Origin of the sequence: Paenibacillus wuxiensis (assembly GCF_040195695.1) — a bacterium.
In the GTDB taxonomy this organism is placed as follows: Bacteria; Bacillota; Bacilli; order Paenibacillales; family Paenibacillaceae; genus Paenibacillus_B; species Paenibacillus_B suaedae.
The window spans coordinates 11,611-29,171 of sequence record NZ_JBEFZI010000015.1 but is presented as its reverse complement, the minus strand read 5'-3'; the positions used below and the strand labels follow the sequence as shown (position 1 = coordinate 29,171).

Below are 17,561 nucleotides of genomic sequence, written 5' to 3'. Positions count from 1 at the left end.
ACAATTTCGTGCGTGTACGGTTTGAGTGGCTTATGTAAAATGCTTGTGATGAATAGCTTAATTGCATGTCTTAATTACATAGCTTTATGAATTGCTTTATGAATTGCTTTATTGAATATCATTGTTAATGACCTGCATGAAACCAAAGGTTCGAGCCTTGTGGCGATGATTGAGCACACATACCGCATAGCAAAAAACCCATTGGAATTCATCCAATGGGCCGTCACTATTGGTTATTGTCAGACTAGCTTGTTCAGAGCCTAAGAAGCTACAGAATGTTCAGTTTCTTCCTCGCTCTGCGTTCCATCAGATTGCTGCTTCGTACCGTTGAAGAGCAGGTTCATAACCAGCGCGGTAAAAGTTCCTGCTACGATTCCGTTATCCGTTAAGATTCGAACCGTTGACGGCAGGCTCGCGAACAATTGAGGCACTACCGTTACACCAAGTCCCATCCCTACCGAGCAGGCAATAATGAGCAGATTCTCATGACGATTCATATCTACTTGAGAGCCGAGCATCCGCAGACCGCTCGACACAACCATACCGAACATGGCAACCATGGCGCCGCCGAGCACTGAACTCGGAATCAACGTCGTTAATGCGGCAATTTTCGGTACAAGTCCAAGCAGCATCAGCAATCCACCCGCGACCACGATCACATCACGTGTTTTCACACGGCTCATTTGGATAAGCCCGACATTTTGCGAATATGTCGTATACGGGAATGCATTGAAAATACCGCCAATCGTTATCGCCAGGCCTTCTGCCCGATAACCACGTGCCAGATCCTTCGAATCCACGTCGCGGTCTATAATTTTGCCTAAAGCCATGAACACGCCTGTAGATTCAGCAATGCCGACCATTGCTACAATAATCATAGTCAGGATAGCCGTCATATTAAATTTCGGAACGCCGAAATAAAAAGGCTGTACTGCATGGAACCAGGATGCCTCCGCTACGGGAGTGAAATCAACCTGACCCATGAGCGCTGCGATCGTTGTGCCAATGACAAGCCCTAATAAGATCGATACCGCACGGATAAATCCAGCGGACAGCTTGTTCATAATAACGATAAATATGAGTACGCCGAAGCCAAGCAGCAAGTTCGTTGGACTGCCGAAGTCCGGATTGCCTTGGCCTCCTCCTAAATCCGTGAATGCAACAGGAATTAGCGTTACACCGATAATCGTTACTACAGAGCCCGTTACGACAGGCGGAAATAGGCGAATTAACTTGCCGAATAAGCCCCCGAACAAGATGACGAATATGCCCATTGCAATGATGGCTCCGTAAATATACGAAATGCCAAAATCCTTCCCGATTGCGATCATTGGCGTGACGGCTTGGAACGCACAGCCTAACACGACAGGCATCCCGATGCCGAACCACCGATTCGCAAATACTTGCAGCAGCGTGGCGATCCCGCACATAAATAAATCAATGGCAACCAAGTACGTAATTTGCTCTTGATTGAATCCTAAATTGCCGCCCACGATGAGCGGAACGATAACCGCTCCGGCATACATAGCGAGCACATGCTGCAAGCCGAGCGAGAAGGTTTGCAGCGGATGCCGATTTTTTACAAAAATACGGTTATCGACTCGGCTCATTGCTGCACCGCTTCCGATGTCGTTTCCGCAGTTTCATCCACGAATGTTACGCCTTCATTTGACAGAGAAGCAATGCGAGCCAAGGATTCAACACGGTATCCTCCATCGAGCAGCATTTGGCGTCCTGGTTGGAACGACTTCTCAATAACGATTCCAAAACCAGCTACACTTGCTCCTACCTGCTCCACAATGCGAGCCAGGCCAGAAGCCGCTTCACCATTTGCAAGGAAATCATCAATGATCAGTACACGATCATCAGCGGACAAGAAGCGCTTCGACACCGTTACCTCATTCGTCTCTTGCTTCGTGAAGGAGTATACCTTCTCCACAATAATGTCTTCGCGCAGTGTCAATGACTTCTGCTTGCGAGCGAAGATGAGCGGTACATTCAACTCCAGTGCTGTCATCAAACCTGGGGCGATTCCGGAAGATTCAATGGTAAGTACCTTCGTAATACGTTCACCTGCATAACGACGCACGAATTCTTGACCAATCGCTTGCATAAGCGCTGGATCCATCTGATGATTAAGGAACGAGTCCACCTTCAATACATTGTTGCCGAGCACTAATCCCTCTTGAGTAATCTTATCCTGAAGCTGTTTCATGTCCAGTTCCCCTTTCGACGTATACAGTTGAACGTCTCTCTTCTCTAATACGACAACAACCCGATTCCAATCCCCTCCGCTGCAGGAAGGTGATTGGAATCGGGTTGTACGAAACCTGAATGCTGGTTAGTGCTTGTACGATTCGAATCGTCAGCCTAACAAACATGCAAGCTATCGACTGTGAACCTCGTTTCCCAGCAGAATCACTGAAAGAAACGGCCGCGCTGCAGTATTACGGAATACGGACGTATTCACCCAAATCCACGACATAATGTGCGGCACGCTGGTTCCCCGTAGTCCAATCATTCCGGTGATTGGGTAGAAACATGCAGGCCAATTCCTGCACCTATACGAGAAGACGCTGCTTTATGATTGTAGCGGTAAGTATACCTCATTTTTTTACTGAAAGGAAGTAACAATTTCTGAAAATAACTGTTCCTATCTTCTTAATCAAATAATGTCAGCTGCTCAGCTGGGAGCGGCGGATCTTCCAGTCCAAGCATACGCTTGAACTGCTTCCCATTGTGCGCTGCATCGCCTCCCGAATTATTGTTGAAGATCATCCAGCAGCGGTTCGTATTCATCAAGAGAGATTGGATATGTCCTTTCCACTCTGTAAGCTCTTGCTCATCATAACGGTACAAATAACGAACATCTCGCCAATTCGGCTGACCGCTTGCATTCCAGCCAGATTCATTGCGGCCGTGCATCCGAATCATGGTAGCCTCTGCCTGTGTCGGTACAAGTACCGTTGGCACACTTCCTTCACCTGCCTGTGGTTCATCGCAAATACTATGAATCCAGCCTTCCTCGCGCATAAATGCAAGCGTCCGCTCACGCACTGGTTCCACAAACCAGCTCTGATGTCTGAATTCAAGAGCAACAGGCAAGCCCTCCATCCATTTCCGCGTACGCCGTAAGATGTCTACATTTCTGCGGTCGCAATGGAACCAGGGAGGATACTGAAACAGCACTGTTCTAAGCTTGCCCGCTTCTTGGAGCGCCTCGACGGATTGACGGAACACGTGAAACATCTCCTTCGTACTCGTATAAGGATGCTTACCGCGAGAATGCCCTGTCATCCCCTGATACGCCTTAACGATAAATCCGAAGTGCTCAGGTGTCTGTTCGCACCAACCCAGCATTCGCTCAGGAGAAGGAACTGCATAGAAAGAACTGTCCAATTCGACGATGGAAAAATGCCGCGCATATTCACTTAACTTCTCAGCAGCTCTTGTCCCCGGCCCATACAACGCATCTTGATCCCCCCAGCCCGCTAGACCAACTTCAATCTGATGATGCTCCATTCTCGACTCCTTCCACACCTTGTATTTGCTCTTATGTACACGCCATACTCATGTCTTCTTCATAAACGTCGAACCATCGGACAATATTTCCTTACTCATCATGATACATATCGATTTCAGTTCTGCAACTTATGTACATTACGCCCCTTCGTACCAAACCAACCTTTTTCTGAAAAATATACTCATAACAAAATAACAAATGTACACGCTATAAGTGAGATAAGCGGTCTCCGCATTCAACATCTTGATCATTGAATCGTTGCTTCAATAACGATAATTATGCTACTATATATTTGTTAGCAAAAGCTAGAAATAGAATATTATACCCTAGATGTGAATATCGCCTTGAAAGGATGACCAAATACGATGACTACATCAATGAATGCAAGCGAAGCTATGCTGTCGCGCCACTCTGTTCGTAAATATGTTCCACATACACCAATTGCCTCTTCCGAATTGAACGAGATCTTGGAGCTTGCCGGATCCGCACCATCTGCTTGGAACTTGCAGCATTGGCGCTTCCTCGTCTTCCAACAGGAAGATACGAAGCAGAAGCTTCTGCCCATCGCCTACAATCAGCAGCAGGTTGTTGACTGCTCGGCTGTCATTGCCGTGCTTGGCGACACACAAGCGAACCTGATGGCGTCAGAATTGTATGGCGAGCAGCTGCAAGCAGGCAACATCTCGCAGCAAGTGCATGATACACTGGTAGGCAACATTAACCGCGCCTATGCATCTTCCGAGCAGGTTGGCACCGAAGCAGCGATCCTCAACAGTTCACTTGCTGCCATGCAATTGATGCTTGCTGCCAAAGCTAAAGGCTGGGACACTTGCTCAATGGGCGGCTTTAGCAAGGAGCAGTTCGTTACGGAATTCACCATCCCGTCCCGCTATGTGCCGGTGATGCTTATTACACTTGGCAAAGCAGCTGCACCTGCGCATGCAACAAGCCGCTTGCCATTGGAACGTACGGTGTTCCATGAATCATTCCCAGCGAATCAATAAGATATGATCCTTATTTTTTTGAGCACAATGAAATACAAAAGCGCCCATCCCATGGATGTGGCGCTTTTCTCTGTTGCTTAGGATTAGCTCGGATTCCAGCGCATCTTCACTTCCAGCTCGCAGCAGCGTCCTGCCGCAGGATCCGTATTGAAAATGATTTGGATACCATCTGGCGTAAATTTTACATCCAACCTCGACTGTACCCCGATCTCGCGTATAAGCCGTATCACCTCAGCCTTGTTGCCCCGCTGCGCTGCGTCCATAACGGCAGTCGCCAGAGAATGCGAGCTCCTCAGTCGATCAAGCACACGTACCGCCTGCTCCGCTAGGGAATAGGTACTGGCTGCTGAGGTTACAAATAGGCTCGAATCCATAGGCGGATAAGTTTCTGGAATGCGATCCCGCTTACCCAATACCGGTCGGACAGAAGGCACTCGTATGATGGATTGCAATGATCCTACCCGACACGTAATCCCTGGTTCATTAGACGACATCTCACACATCCCTCGTTTCTAAGTAGTCCGTACGAAGAAGGTACTATGTCAGCCTATGTAAGAGGAGCACATTTCGTGTTCTTCATTGCGGCTTAGCGGCGTGCTAAAAAATGCTCCAATCGTATCGTTCGGACAAAGCGCCAAGCAGATGTACCCCTGCTACACTATTGCCTTTCTTATTCAGGGAAGGCCCAACGACACCGATTCCCATCTTGCCAGGAATGACTGCAAGAATACCGCCAGACACACCGCTCTTGGCCGGGATGCCCACGTGAATCGCAAATTCTCCCGAGGCATTGTACATGCCGCACGTCACCATGAACGAATTCGCAATCTGTACATAATGCTTCGGAATGTAGCAGCGTCCTGTCTGTGGATTGCAGCCGCCATTTGCCAATACAAGAGCCATACGCGCAAGATGATCGGTATTTACCTCAATTGCGCATTGACGGAAATACACCTCCAGCGTATCCTCTACATCCGCTTCAAGTACACCATTATCCTTCAAGAAATAAGCCAATGAACGATTCCGATGTGCCGTATCCTTCTCGGATTGGTATACTTCCTCATTCCACGTGATGGTAGGGTCATCCGCCAATTCTCGAATGAATTCAAGCATGCGCATTGATTTTTCCTCAGGCGTTCCCCCCTCAATTAACGAGGCGATAGTAATCGCCCCTGCATTGATAAAGGGATTGAACGGCTTCCCAGGGTCAACGAGCTCAAGCTTCAAGATCGAGTTGAAATCATCACCAGTGGGCTCCATCCCTACCTTATTAAATACAACTGCCTCGCCGCTATCGAGCAAGGCCAAGAGCAGTGAGAAGACCTTGGATATGCTTTGCATTGTAAATTTGAACTTGCAATCGCCTGCATGCACCTGTTCACCTTGAATACCGAACAAGGATATGCACAGCCCATCCTTCGGAGCATTTGCAAGCCCCGGTATATATGAAGCGACCTCTCCATCTTGTGATACTGTCCGGCTCTCCTCTACCCAATGAGGGAGCTCTCTTCTAAGTTGCTGCCAATAGGTCGTCATACGTAATGAACACCTTTCCTTCCTTCAACCAACATTGCGATGAACATATCAGCATCTCGCTGATGAGATATATATGGTTATATCTATCGTTTCTTGGTTAGCGGGTTCACATGCGTCAGCATGTTATGCTGTCCAGCCTGTACTCTAGTCCTCACGCTGAGGCTCCGTAACACGCGAAACCTTGTTCACAATCTGTGATTCATACTGGGCGAACGCAGGTACAACAGCCCATCCCCGCTCCTCCATCATCATTTGCAGCCGCAGCTTCCGTTCATTCAGCTGCCTACGTGTGTCACCAATCTTCTGTTCATCTTCGGGAGTGCAGGCAGCGAGAAGCTGTTCCAAGCGAACGACTTCGCGTCCTACATGCAGCTCTTCCGGCAACAGGCCTGCATTCTGCATCATCAAATAAGCTGGTCTCAATTCCTCAGGAACATGCGACAAGTCTTTGAGCACCAGAGGCTTCCCCTTGCCTGGCAGCTCATCGAATCCACCTTCATTCATTGCCTCTTGAATCTTCTGCTCTGCCATCCATCCGATAATATCCATGATTGCACACCTCGCTATTCGACTACATCTAATGTAGACATACCCTGTAATAGGATACCACTAATCACCCCAGAATTTTAACTGGAAAATAAACAAAAAGAACTCACCCTCAGCCAATGAGGGCAAGCTCTTGTTATTCGTGCCAATTCAATTACAAATCAATTGGAATCGCTGCTTGTGATTTATGCCAATCCTCTTCGTGAGTCAGTAAAAATTGCTCTGTCGTTAAGTAGAAAGAGATAGGCGGCTTCTCTTTTAAATAATGGCGCTGCATGAGCAGGTCATAGTGGACTTGGCGGTTGCGTGTTCCCGTGAGTACGGGAAGATCATCATGTTCATCCAAATAATCATCGACCGCCGCCTGAACCATATCTAGATATATCGGAATGTGCTTATCTTTCTCATCAAATATTTCGTACGTGTAATGGGACATATAGAACTTCTGATCCGATTCCCCACCTAAATAACGGCGCAGGCGTTTCAAATCAATGCTTTGATCCCCTAGGAGCAGGGTCGTTCGTTTAATCTCTTTTGGCATATCTTTCTCATATTGAATCACCGCTCTGCGGACATCTTCTAACGTTACATGCACCGCTTCAAGAGCTGCCTTAGAGTTTTTCTTATCCCGTTTGAACCATTGTGTGAACCAACGCATATCAGATCCCACCTTTCTGCCTCCGTGTGATAAGGAAGATGGAAGCAGGATTCATGTATCCGCTTACATCTCTATTATAACATAATTTTCATTAATCGACATGTTTGGTTGTTCCGGTATTCCTTTAACATATGAATAACCAATGTTCATCTCATTCACTCACGCGCAGGAAAAGAAAAATGTCGATTTACCATATATTACGTATTTTAAATTTGAAGGTTTCACGTTATAAAAAAAGACCATCTCTGCATGGCAGTCACGATGACTGCGAGAGATGGCCTTTCCCTATGATAATGAAGAAATATTGAAGGTCTATATGCGCGCGATGAAAACTAGCGAGGATCAGTTCTTATGCTTCAGTCGATACTGCCGCTTCATGGCGTGCGCGAGCAAGCTTCGTTGCTTCTACCATGTTGCGCAGTGCAGCTACCGTCTCCGGCTCGCGGCGCGTCTTCAGACCACAGTCTGGGTTAATCCAGAACGTCTCAGCCGGCAGCACACGAAGCGCCTGCTCGATGATCCGATCAATCTCTTCTACAGCAGGCACACGTGGACTGTGAATATCATATACACCCAGACCAATGCCAAGCTCGTAGCTCTGCTCCTCCAGTGTAGCAATCATATCGCCGCCGCTGCGTGCCGTTTCGAGCGAGATCACGTCCGCATCCATCTTGCGGATCGTATCGACCATGTCGGAGAAGTCGCAATAGCACATGTGCGTGTGTACTTGCGTCTCAGGCGCTGCTCCGCATGTTGCAAGCCGGAAAGCAAGCACTGCCCAATCCGTATAATAGACAGCATCCTCCGCCTTAAGCGGCATACCTTCCTTCACCGCAGGCTCATCGACCTGGATCATGCCAATCCCTGCAGTCTCCAGTGCTGCAATCTCTTGACGAAGCGCGTACGCCAGCTGGAATGCCGCCTGCTCACGAGGAATGTCGTCACGTACGAACGACCAGTTCAAGATCGTAACCGGGCCCGTAAGCATTCCCTTAACCGGCTGAGACGTCAAGGACTGTGCAAATGCCGTTTCCTTCACCGTCATCGGCTCTGTGAACGCCACATCTCCGTACAGAACCGGAGGTTTTACACAGCGCGAGCCATAGGATTGAACCCAGCCGAACTTCGTGAATGCGAACCCGTCCAGCTTCTCGCCAAAGTATTCAACCATGTCCGTGCGTTCGAATTCACCATGTACCAGCACGTCAATGCCGATCTCTTCCTGAATGCGAATCCAGCGTGTCATTTCCTCTTCCAAATACGTTTCATACGTCTTGGCATCCCATTCTCCCTTGCGGAAGCGAAGGCGTGCGCGCCGGATATCCACAGTTTGCGGCATACTGCCAATCGTTGTGGTCGGCAGCAGCGGCAGCGATGGCCAGCGCTTGCGCTGAAGCTCCTTGCGTTCCTCGAATGGAAGACGTTCAATTCCTTTTTCCTTCTCTGCACGAAGCAGTTCTTCCAACGCTTGAACGACTTGTGGACGCTGTCTTGACGGCTCCGTACGCCATGCTTGAACACGAGCTCTGCTCTCTGCTAACGCTGCACGCGTCTCTTCACTCGGGCTTGAGAAGTGACGAGCAAGCAGAGCCGTCTCTTCCAGCTTCTCATCCGCGAACGCCAATGCCTCGCGCACTGGTGCTGGCAGCTCAGTTTCCCGCGCCGCCGTGAGTGGTACATGAAGCAGGCTGCATGATGGCTGAATAATCCAGCGTTCCTTTGGTACAATCTCTTCCACAGACTCCAGCCATACTGCAGCAGCCGCCAAGTCCGTACGCCAAATATTGCGGCCATCAATAATGCCGACAGCAAGCTGCTTCTGCGCAGGGAATCCGAATTGACGAAGCGCTGCTTCATTTCTCCCTTTATCATGAACAAAGTCTAATCCGAGCGTATCCACCGGAAGCGATACGAACGCTTCGTAGTCAGACACCGCATCGAAGTAGGTCTGAACCCATAATGATAAGCTTGGTGCCGCCTTGCGCAATTCGGCATAGACTTCCTTCACAGCAGCCCAATGCTCGCTTGGCATTTCCAGCACGAATGCAGGTTCATCCAATTGCACAGCCTGAACACCTTCACCCTCCAACTCGCTAAGCAACTGTCCGTATACCCCTACGAATTGGCGAAGAACGTTCAGGCGCTCTTCCGGTTTAATCCCTTTAATAAAGCGGACATAAGTATATGGCCCGATGATGACTGGCTTACCTTCAATGCCATGAATCTGCTTCGCTTGGCGATAGGCTTGCAGCGGGCGATTGACCGTAAGTTGCGGCGCCTTGCCTTCCCATTCCGGCACAATGTAGTGATAGTTCGTATTAAACCACTTCGTCATCTCGCAAGCTACCGCATCCTGTGTTCCGCGAGCCAAGGCGAACAGCAAATCTGCGTTCACTTCTCCACCATCATATGCAAACCGTGACGGAATCAATCCGAATGTGGCCGTCATATCAAGCACATGATCATACCAGGAGTAATCATTTACTGGAATTAGGTCAATGCCAGCGTCCTGCATCGTCTTCAGCCGAACATCATTGATGCGCGCCAATCCTTCTTCCAGCTGCTGAACAGAACTATTACCAGCCCAATATTGCTCCAATGCCTTCTTCCATTCCCGGTCGTATCCGATCCGAGGGTAACCTGCTGTGCTTGTCTTGATTGAATGAACTGTCATCATACTGCCCCTCTCCATGAGTCATTTTGCCATACGGGATATAATTGGACAATTTCTATCGCTTAACACGGAATTAAGATTGCAGTTGAACGCTCTACCCCACCATATGTGACTTTATCACTCAGACTTCAGAAATTTCATTGCAAAACAATATGCAAAAAAGACATTCCTGTCCAACAACAGAAATGTCTCGTAAACGTCCATGAAGTCATAGTGGAATAGATCGATCCTTCCGTCTCATTAGCAGACTGCCCTCATGCTAAGAGGAATCGAAAACCGATATCCATGCTTACGAACACTTCCCTATCTCCCGTAGGTACGAACAGTGTTGTCAAAACAGGCAGGTCTCCTGGCTTCAGCTTCATTGGCCTTTGCAGCCTTCCCGATCAATTACGACCAGTGGCTCTCTCGCAATACCTCAACTGTCACAGTGGCGGGACCGCGCCGGATTTCCAACCGGCTTCCCTATTAAGCTTCGACGTTACCCGAAGCACCTGTTTCCTCCTATTCAATTGCATTGAAAGTCGCAGTCACGCTTCCCCCAATTGAGAACGATTATATATCTAACCAGAACGAATGACAAGGATTTTTTCTCATCTCTAACCAAAATAAACAAATACCGGAGCTATCACCTTATCTTTATTAAACTCCGATTCACTAAGCGTCTATCCATGCACAATAGGCGAGCCTCTCGGCTCGCCTATTGATGATTACGGGTTGATACGCTAGATGACCATTCCTTCATGCAGAAAGACAATATCTTCACCTTTCTCATCTAGCGTCAATTCACGATTATCCAAGAACCATACATCATTTTGCTCCATAAAGAACGTAATGCCGTTCACAACTTCCGTCACTGCTGGATATTGCGGACTGTCTTTCATGATGCCGAATGAATAAGGTCCTGAAGCACTGAATCCGCTATAGCGGACGAATATGCGTACTGAGTCTCCTGCTGTGAATCCCCAATCAGCCAAAAAACGCTCGACTGCCTTCGCTGTAACGCGTAATTGCATGTTCAGACCTCCTTAATCATACCTTTCATCCGATTTGATCATACCATGTGGTCGCCACTTTTGTTAACACCAAAGTTGACAGTTCGTCAATGATCCGCATCATCATTACCGCATAATACGTTCGGCGATATGATTATATGCTACCTTCTGTTTAGGAACATCACGATCTCTACCGAGAAATTCTGCCAGGTTACAGCTTGATGCGTTGAAGCCGCAGCGCATTCAGTACAACGGATACCGAACTGAAGGCCATAGCCGCTCCTGCAAGCCAAGGTGCAAGCAATCCGATTGCTGCAATCGGGATGCCTATCGTATTGTATACGAGCGCCCAGAACAAGTTCTGCTTAATGTTGCGCATGGTACGGCGGCTCATCTCCATCGCGTCCGCAATGCCGTTCAAGTCGCCACGCATTAAGGTTACGCCTGCCGTCTCCATTGCTACATCCGTACCTGTACCGATCGCGAACCCAATGTCCGCTGCTGCCAGAGCTGGCGCATCATTAATTCCATCGCCTACCATGGCGACAACACTGCCTCTCTGCTGCAGCTCGCGCACATGCTGTGCCTTCTGTTCAGGCAGCACCTCTGCAAATACATCATCAATCCCTACTTGTGACGCGATTGCTCTGGCCGTGCGAGTGTTGTCTCCTGTCATCATGACGACGCGTATCCCCATTTGATGCAGCCGCTCAATGGCCTTCTTTGAAGAAGCCTTCACCTGGTCGGCAACGGCAACAATGCCTTTCCAGCTGCCATCAACCGCAATGAGCATTGCCGTCTTGCCTGCCTGCTCCATGTCTTGCAACGCTGCCTCCGCATCGCCACTTGCTACCCCGTTCTTTTCCATCCATCTGCGTGTGCCGACAATGATCTGATGCCCCTTCACCTCAGCCGCTATTCCATATCCAGGTTCAGCTCGGAATGAATCCGGTTCGACCGTGCTGATTCCTTGCTCCGACAATCCCTTCACAATTGCCTGTGCCAATGGATGCTCGGACTGCTTCTCAGCAGATGCCAGTAAGGTCAAGAGTTCTGTCTTCTCGTCTTCATTCCCATCATGCAGTACAACATCTGTAAGCGAAGGAGCCCCTTCTGTTACGGTTCCTGTCTTGTCGAGCACAACCGTCTGCACCCGATATGCGCCTTCCAGATGCTCGCCGCCACGGAATAGTACACCATATTCCGCAGCACGTCCGGTTCCCGCCATAATCGACGTTGGCGTTGCCAAGCCGAGCGCGCACGGGCAAGCGATTACGAGTACGGCAATGGTACGAGACAAGGCTACACCGAAGTTGCCTGGTTCGACAGCGAAATACCAAATTAAGAATACAAGCACCGCAATCCCAACGACTATCGGCACGAAGATGCCTGATATTTTATCAGCGATCCGCTGAATCGGAGCCTTGGAGCCCTGTGCCTCCTCAACGATTTTAATAATTTGCGAGAGCGCCGTCTCGGAGCCGACCTGAGTCGCTCTCATCGTAAATGCCCCCTGCGCATTCACGGTAGCCCCATATACATTATCGCCAGCTTGCTTCTCAACAGGGACGCTTTCACCGGTAAGCATGGATTCATCCACGGTCGATGTCCCGCTAACTACAATGCCGTCTACTGGTACTTTCTCACCTGGGCGAACAAGTACGAGATCCCCACTTGCCACATCTTCCACAGGCACTTCCACTTGTTCACCGTCGCGCACAACGGTTGCCGTTTTGGCACGCAGCCCCATCAGAGCCCGGATCGCTTGAGAAGACCGTCCTTTAGCCGAAGCCTCCAGCCATTTACCAAGAAGAATGAGCGTAATGAGAACAGCACTCGTCTCAAAATACATCTCAGGATGGTGAAGCTCGCCAATCTGCCATTGCCACGCCAAGTACACACTGTACACATAGGCTGAGGTCGTACCGAGCGCAACAAGCACATCCATATTGGCGCTCCCACTGCGGAGTGCCTTAAATGCCCCAACATAGAAGCGTGCCCCTATAATAAATTGAACCGGCGCTGCCAGTACCATTTGCACCCAAGGGTGCATGAACCATTCCGGCACCCAAATCCATGAAGTGAAAGAAAAATGACCCACCATGGACCACAGTAGTGGAATGGACAATAGGGCAGAGACGAGGAACGTATTACGCAATCGACGCATATTCCGCTGTGTTGGCGATTCCTGTTCACTCTCGCCTTCTTCCTTCTTCAGCCGCCCCGTATAACCTAGCTGAGAGATCTTATTCAAAATATCTTCTTGCTTCAATCCAATAAAGGTGACCTTCGCCGTCTCCGTTGCTAAATTGACTGCTGCCGTCTGCACTCCCTGCATACGGCTCAGTCCCTTCTCAATGCGAGTGGAGCAAGCGGCACAAGTCATTCCTTCAATTTGCAAATCCAACGTTTCTACCGGAACCTTGTATCCGAGATGCTCGATCTTATCAACGACTTGCTGCAAGGTTACTGCATCACCGTCATATTGCACGGCCGCTCGTTCTGAAGCAAGATTGACAGATGCTTCTGCGATGCCGTCCATACGATTCAATCCTTTTTCAATTCGTGTTGCACATGCGGCACAGGTCATTCCTTCAATCGGCAACGTTGCTTGCTTTTCTGCCATTGTCATGTCCTCCTTATCCTTCTCAAACATACCCCTATACCCTATATCTGATTCCAAAAGAAAACTCCTCTGAAGGAGTGTTCTTTGCAGTAATCAATCAGCGTATTCAGCATAATATGAGAATCGGCGCCTTATCATTACACGACGTCGTAGCCCTGATCCTCAATTGCCTCACGGATTTGTTCCGGCTTTACTTTGGACTCATCATAAGATACGGTTACTTGCTTCGCAGCCAAATCAACCTGTGCAGTTGCACCTGTACCTTCTACCGCTCGTTCTACTGCTTGCTTGCAGTGCCCGCATGTCATCCCTTCTACTGTCCATGTTTCGTTAACCATCTTACTTCCTCCTCTATCGTCCATTCCTTAAGGAACAGGCCATGTTCTTATTTTAGTAATTTATGAATCGTTGTTAGCAGCTCGTCAATGACTTCCGGCTCCCCGTCTTGCAATCGCTCGACGACACAACTCTTCATATGCCCTTCGAGCAGCAATTTGCCAACTGAATGAAGTGCAGACTGGATGGATGCGATTTGATTCAGCACATCGTCACAGTAGGTATCTTTTTCAATCATGGATTTCACGCCTCGCACCTGACCTTCAATGCGATTCAAGCGGTGAACCAGCTTCTTCTTCATCTCATCTGAGTGATGACTCTTCCGCTTCCCGTCTGGAGTGTGGTGCTCGCACCCTTCTTCACTTGCATGGCAAGCATCTTCTGTACCAAAAGCAGCGGTCATCACGTCATCGACTTGTTCATCGATACGTTCGTTTGACATTTGTGTATCACCACCTCATGCAATAACTATACTATACCCCCCTACCCTATGCAAGCCCTTTTTTTGAAAGCTTGCTTCTTCAGCTAACTCAAATTTCTCGCTGTGGTAAATTAGGGTTGGTTATTTCTTCGGAAAATGGTTAAAATTTAAGTGTTAGTCTGGCTTCAGGCCCATTGTCTAACAGACGAACTTATTGTTATTACTTTCGAGGAGGCACACTTATTATGACCCAAATGACAAAAGTGTCCCGCGTCGCGTTGATCGGATCGGGCTTTGTTGGCTCCAGTTACGCGTTCGCGTTGTTCAATCAAGGGTTGGCCGCTGAGCTAGTCATTATCGATGCTAACCACAAAAAAGCAGAAGGAGATGCGATGGACTTGAATCACGGTCTTCCGTTCGCATCCAATATGCGCATATGGGCTGGAGACTATAGCGATTGCAAGGATGCTGACCTCGTTGTCATTACAGCAGGTGCGAACCAAGCACCAGGAGAAACACGTCTTGATCTAATCGGCAAAAATGCGAACATCTTCAAATCGATCGTTACTTCCGTCATGGAGAGCGGCTTTGATGGATTGTTCCTGGTCGCAACAAATCCAGTCGATGTGCTTACATATGCAACCTGGAAATACTCAGGTCTGCCTGCTCATCGCGTCATCGGCTCCGGTACAATTTTGGATACCGCACGTCTGCGTTATTTGCTCGGCGAAAAAATCGGCGTTGATCCACGCAACGTCCATGCCTACATTATGGGCGAACATGGAGATACTGAGCTACCTGCGTGGAGCAATGTCAGCATTGGCGGCCAGCCGCTCGAGCACTATCGCAAGACGCATGGCGAGCCGACACAGGAAGAATTGGATGATATCTTCCTGAATGTACGCGATGCTGCTTATCACATCATCGAACGTAAAGGGGCTACCTACTACGGAATCGCGATGGGCTTGGCTCGCTTGACAAAGGCTATCCTGAAGAATGAGAACTCTGTGTTGTCCGTATCTGCCTTGCTGACTGGACAATATGGTCTGGATGATGTGTACATCGGCGTTCCTGCCGTCGTAAATCGCCAAGGAATCCGCGATGTATACGAGCTTCATTTGTCTGAAGACGAGATGCAGAAGCTTCATCATTCCGCAGGGGTGCTTAAGCAGGCAATATCTTCGGTATTCCCGAAATAGAGTTGGTTGTTGATTGCGAATAAACGAAAGGCGCACTGTCCATAGACGGTGCGCCTTCCTAATTATGCATTCACAATCATTGTACGGACTTGCTCTGGAAGCTCCGCAGCCTCCTCCTTCGACAGGCCAGCTGTCGATACTGGAGGAAGAACGGTTACCTCCACATGAGCAGGACTGATCCAATTCCCATTCGCCTCCATCAGCTTGTAAGAACCCGATATCCGAACAGGCACAATAGGGAACCCTGTCTTCGTAGCGACGCGGAAGCCGCCATTTTTGAACTCACCGATGTGTTCACTCTTGCTTCGTGTTCCTTCAGGGAAGATGACGATCGGATGTCCACTTTCTACGAGCTTGCCCGCCTCATTCAGACTGTTCATGGCTTGGCGTACGTTGCTGCGGTCAACGAAGATGCAGCGCAAGTACTTCATCCACACACGAATGAAAGGCAGCTTCGCCAGCTCTGCCTTGGCCATCAGCGCCTTCGGCTTGCCAACATGCCCAAGCATGATCGGCACATCGAAATTCCCTTGATGATTCGAGATAAAGACGGCTCCGCCTTCTGGGATATGCTCCAATCCACGAACCGTTACCTTCGCACCGGCTACACGCAGCAATGACCGCGCCCATCTTCCGACCTGCTTGGCCGTGTAGGCATCCAGTTCTTCATACCGACCTTGCTTATATAGTCGATTGGCCTTCCACATCCCAGGGATAATGAAAAGTAAATAAAGCCAAAAATAAATAAACCAAATCAATGTTCGTATGAATTTCATGATGTGATGTAATTCCCCTCTACAACGTATCGATGTATGATGCCATTATTAAATCATTCCTGTTATGCACATCAAGCTAGACTATCAAGCTATTCTATCAAACCAGTCAATCAAGCCACTCTTGTGAGCAAGGCACACCCTCAACGGAATTCGCTGCAATGATGGCATTGTGGACGGCATAAGCAAGCACCTCGGCTGCCCACATGCCCGCCAGATCAACAGAGGCGTCAATTCCGCCTGTTGTCATCGCGAACACTGTATCTCCGTCATACATCGTATGGACAGGATAAATGGTGCGAGCCAAGCCATTATGCGCCATTTGTGCAATTTTCGTCATTTCGGTCTTTGTGAATGCTCCATTGCAGGCGATTGCGGCAATTGTCGTATTTGTCCCTGGCTTCATCGTCGCTTGGAAGGGATTAGCCAATTGCGTTAGGAAAGACAACGGATCAATGAACTGTCCCTTCTCATCCGCTCTTGCCCCAGCTAATACCGTACCATGCTTCGGATGTCTCACTTCGCCAACCGCATTGACAGCAACAGCCGCACCAATAACAAGACCATTTGGCAATTGTACAGAAGCCGTACCAAATCCGCCCTTCATTGCTCGTTCCACTCCCGCGAACTTGCCAAGCGTTGCACCTGCGCCAGCACCTACATTGCCTTCGGCAACCGCTTCAGACGTCGCATTCTCAACAGCCGAATATCCCATCTCTGCAGTTGGTACGACTGTCGGATTGCCTATCGCCAAGTCAAATAAAATAGCAGATGGAACAATTGGCACCTTGGCAACGCCGACATCAAGTCCAATCCCCTGCTCCTGCAATCGCTGCATTACCCCTTGTGAAGCAGCGAGTCCAAATGCGCTTCCGCCGCTGAGACACAATGCATGAATATGCTGAACGAGAGCGGTTGGCTGCAGTAACTCCGTTTCACGAGTGCCAGGCGCTGATCCCCTGACATCAACGCCGCATACAGCCCCTTGTTCTGCTACAATGACTGTACAGCCTGTATGTGCCTCATTATCATGCGCATGCCCGACAACAATACCTGGTACATCCGTGATTGCGCCAGGATAGCGAGCAGGCTTGCCCCCGGGTTTGATATTCCAATGGGAAGATTGCATATTCGCACCCTTTTCTGTCATCGTTGTTAGATGTCTATTTCCGGTTCTCATGATTCGATGATGCATGAAGCGACCCGCTGCGGGAATCATACGACATAAATGCAACTCGTAACTCGCTGGTGACTCATCGAGCTTTGTACA

General features: G+C 49.0%; 16 protein-coding genes and 2 riboswitches. Of the genes, 2 read left to right on the top strand and 14 right to left on the bottom strand.

Annotated features, from left to right (window positions below; genetic code table 11):
- Window positions 1-260: 260 nt before the first annotated feature.
- From ABN764_RS26355 to ABN764_RS26345, 3 genes are all read right to left on the bottom strand, one after another.
- Window positions 261-1,610, bottom strand: coding sequence for a nucleobase:cation symporter-2 family protein (locus ABN764_RS26355; RefSeq protein WP_072728716.1), 1,350 nt, complete (start codon window positions 1,608-1,610; stop codon window positions 261-263).
- Window positions 1,607-2,215, bottom strand: a complete 609-nt coding sequence (locus ABN764_RS26350) for a xanthine phosphoribosyltransferase (protein ID WP_446673578.1) — start codon at window positions 2,213-2,215, stop codon at window positions 1,607-1,609. Before ABN764_RS26350 ends, ABN764_RS26355 begins: the two co-directional genes overlap by 4 nt.
- A gap of 274 nt (window positions 2,216-2,489) precedes the next feature.
- Window positions 2,490-2,589, bottom strand: a riboswitch (purine riboswitch).
- A 72-nt stretch (window positions 2,590-2,661) separates the two neighbouring features.
- Window positions 2,662-3,522, bottom strand: coding sequence for a DUF72 domain-containing protein (locus ABN764_RS26345; protein ID WP_072728718.1), 861 nt, complete (start codon window positions 3,520-3,522; stop codon window positions 2,662-2,664).
- A 366-nt stretch (window positions 3,523-3,888) separates the two neighbouring features.
- Between ABN764_RS26345 and ABN764_RS26340 the strand changes: the two genes are divergently transcribed.
- Entirely contained in the window at window positions 3,889-4,527 is a 639-nt protein-coding gene (locus ABN764_RS26340; protein WP_446673577.1) for a nitroreductase family protein, read from the top strand.
- Between the two features lie 83 nt (window positions 4,528-4,610).
- On the opposite strand, the gene ABN764_RS26335 is transcribed toward ABN764_RS26340, so the two are convergent.
- The 9 genes from ABN764_RS26335 to ABN764_RS26295 all read right to left on the bottom strand — a co-directional run bounded on the left by ABN764_RS26335 (window position 4,611) and on the right by ABN764_RS26295 (window position 14,340).
- Window positions 4,611-5,021, bottom strand: a complete 411-nt coding sequence (locus tag ABN764_RS26335; protein ID WP_268624398.1) for a YuzC family spore coat inner layer protein — start codon at window positions 5,019-5,021, stop codon at window positions 4,611-4,613.
- A gap of 103 nt (window positions 5,022-5,124) precedes the next feature.
- Window positions 5,125-6,063 carry a glutaminase A gene (gene glsA, locus ABN764_RS26330; RefSeq protein WP_065293253.1) on the bottom strand — a complete coding sequence of 313 codons (939 nt, stop codon included), beginning with the start codon at window positions 6,061-6,063 and terminating at the stop codon, window positions 5,125-5,127.
- 144 nt (window positions 6,064-6,207) lie between these two features.
- Window positions 6,208-6,612, bottom strand: coding sequence for a DnaJ family domain-containing protein (locus ABN764_RS26325; protein WP_021256449.1), 405 nt, complete (start codon window positions 6,610-6,612; stop codon window positions 6,208-6,210).
- A gap of 151 nt (window positions 6,613-6,763) precedes the next feature.
- Complete coding sequence (locus ABN764_RS26320; protein WP_446673576.1) at window positions 6,764-7,279, bottom strand: DUF3939 domain-containing protein; 516 nt, start codon at window positions 7,277-7,279, stop codon at window positions 6,764-6,766.
- A 337-nt stretch (window positions 7,280-7,616) separates the two neighbouring features.
- Complete coding sequence (metE, locus tag ABN764_RS26315; protein WP_446673659.1) at window positions 7,617-9,941, bottom strand: 5-methyltetrahydropteroyltriglutamate--homocysteine S-methyltransferase; 2,325 nt, start codon at window positions 9,939-9,941, stop codon at window positions 7,617-7,619.
- Window positions 9,942-10,263: 322 nt separating this feature from the next.
- Window positions 10,264-10,454, bottom strand: a riboswitch (cobalamin riboswitch).
- Window positions 10,455-10,666: 212 nt separating this feature from the next.
- A complete protein-coding gene (locus ABN764_RS26310) occupies window positions 10,667-10,957 on the bottom strand; it encodes a HesB/YadR/YfhF family protein (RefSeq protein ID WP_021256452.1) in 291 nt (96 codons plus the stop codon).
- A gap of 190 nt (window positions 10,958-11,147) precedes the next feature.
- Window positions 11,148-13,562 (bottom strand): heavy metal translocating P-type ATPase, encoded by a 2,415-nt coding sequence (locus ABN764_RS26305; RefSeq protein ID WP_446673575.1) that lies wholly within the window; start codon window positions 13,560-13,562, stop codon window positions 11,148-11,150.
- A 137-nt stretch (window positions 13,563-13,699) separates the two neighbouring features.
- Window positions 13,700-13,900 (bottom strand): cation transporter, encoded by a 201-nt coding sequence (locus ABN764_RS26300; RefSeq protein WP_021262381.1) that lies wholly within the window; start codon window positions 13,898-13,900, stop codon window positions 13,700-13,702.
- 47 nt (window positions 13,901-13,947) lie between these two features.
- Complete coding sequence (locus ABN764_RS26295; RefSeq protein ID WP_083189303.1) at window positions 13,948-14,340, bottom strand: metal-sensitive transcriptional regulator; 393 nt, start codon at window positions 14,338-14,340, stop codon at window positions 13,948-13,950.
- A gap of 224 nt (window positions 14,341-14,564) precedes the next feature.
- Between ABN764_RS26295 and ABN764_RS26290 the strand changes: the two genes are divergently transcribed.
- Window positions 14,565-15,518, top strand: a complete 954-nt coding sequence (locus ABN764_RS26290) for an L-lactate dehydrogenase (protein WP_446673574.1) — start codon at window positions 14,565-14,567, stop codon at window positions 15,516-15,518.
- 62 nt (window positions 15,519-15,580) lie between these two features.
- Here the strand turns inward: ABN764_RS26290 and ABN764_RS26285 are convergent, their stop codons facing one another.
- Complete coding sequence (locus ABN764_RS26285) at window positions 15,581-16,294, bottom strand: lysophospholipid acyltransferase family protein (RefSeq protein ID WP_072728724.1); 714 nt, start codon at window positions 16,292-16,294, stop codon at window positions 15,581-15,583.
- A 106-nt stretch (window positions 16,295-16,400) separates the two neighbouring features.
- Window positions 16,401-17,420, bottom strand: a complete 1,020-nt coding sequence (locus tag ABN764_RS26280) for a P1 family peptidase (RefSeq protein WP_446673658.1) — start codon at window positions 17,418-17,420, stop codon at window positions 16,401-16,403.
- Between the last annotated feature and the right edge of the window lie 141 nt (window positions 17,421-17,561).

What these genes read in the sequence shown, in the direction of transcription:
- ABN764_RS26355 (WP_072728716.1), bottom strand. Translation starts at nt 1,610, where the DNA reads ATGAGCCGAGTCGATAACCGTATTTTTGTAAAAAATCGGCATCCGCTG.
- ABN764_RS26350 (WP_446673578.1), bottom strand. Translation starts at nt 2,215, where the DNA reads ATGAAACAGCTTCAGGATAAGATTACTCAAGAGGGATTAGTGCTCGGC.
- ABN764_RS26345 (WP_072728718.1), bottom strand. Translation starts at nt 3,522, where the DNA reads ATGGAGCATCATCAGATTGAAGTTGGTCTAGCGGGCTGGGGGGATCAA.
- ABN764_RS26340 (WP_446673577.1), top strand. Translation starts at nt 3,889, where the DNA reads ATGACTACATCAATGAATGCAAGCGAAGCTATGCTGTCGCGCCACTCT.
- ABN764_RS26335 (WP_268624398.1), bottom strand. Translation starts at nt 5,021, where the DNA reads ATGTCGTCTAATGAACCAGGGATTACGTGTCGGGTAGGATCATTGCAA.
- glsA (WP_065293253.1), bottom strand. Translation starts at nt 6,063, where the DNA reads ATGACGACCTATTGGCAGCAACTTAGAAGAGAGCTCCCTCATTGGGTA.
- ABN764_RS26325 (WP_021256449.1), bottom strand. Translation starts at nt 6,612, where the DNA reads ATGGATATTATCGGATGGATGGCAGAGCAGAAGATTCAAGAGGCAATG.
- metE (WP_446673659.1), bottom strand. Translation starts at nt 9,941, where the DNA reads ATGACAGTTCATTCAATCAAGACAAGCACAGCAGGTTACCCTCGGATC.
- ABN764_RS26310 (WP_021256452.1), bottom strand. Translation starts at nt 10,957, where the DNA reads ATGCAATTACGCGTTACAGCGAAGGCAGTCGAGCGTTTTTTGGCTGAT.
- ABN764_RS26305 (WP_446673575.1), bottom strand. Translation starts at nt 13,562, where the DNA reads ATGGCAGAAAAGCAAGCAACGTTGCCGATTGAAGGAATGACCTGTGCC.
- ABN764_RS26300 (WP_021262381.1), bottom strand. Translation starts at nt 13,900, where the DNA reads ATGGTTAACGAAACATGGACAGTAGAAGGGATGACATGCGGGCACTGC.
- ABN764_RS26295 (WP_083189303.1), bottom strand. Translation starts at nt 14,340, where the DNA reads ATGTCAAACGAACGTATCGATGAACAAGTCGATGACGTGATGACCGCT.
- ABN764_RS26290 (WP_446673574.1), top strand. Translation starts at nt 14,565, where the DNA reads ATGACCCAAATGACAAAAGTGTCCCGCGTCGCGTTGATCGGATCGGGC.
- ABN764_RS26285 (WP_072728724.1), bottom strand. Translation starts at nt 16,294, where the DNA reads ATGAAATTCATACGAACATTGATTTGGTTTATTTATTTTTGGCTTTAT.
- ABN764_RS26280 (WP_446673658.1), bottom strand. Translation starts at nt 17,420, where the DNA reads ATGCAATCTTCCCATTGGAATATCAAACCCGGGGGCAAGCCTGCTCGC.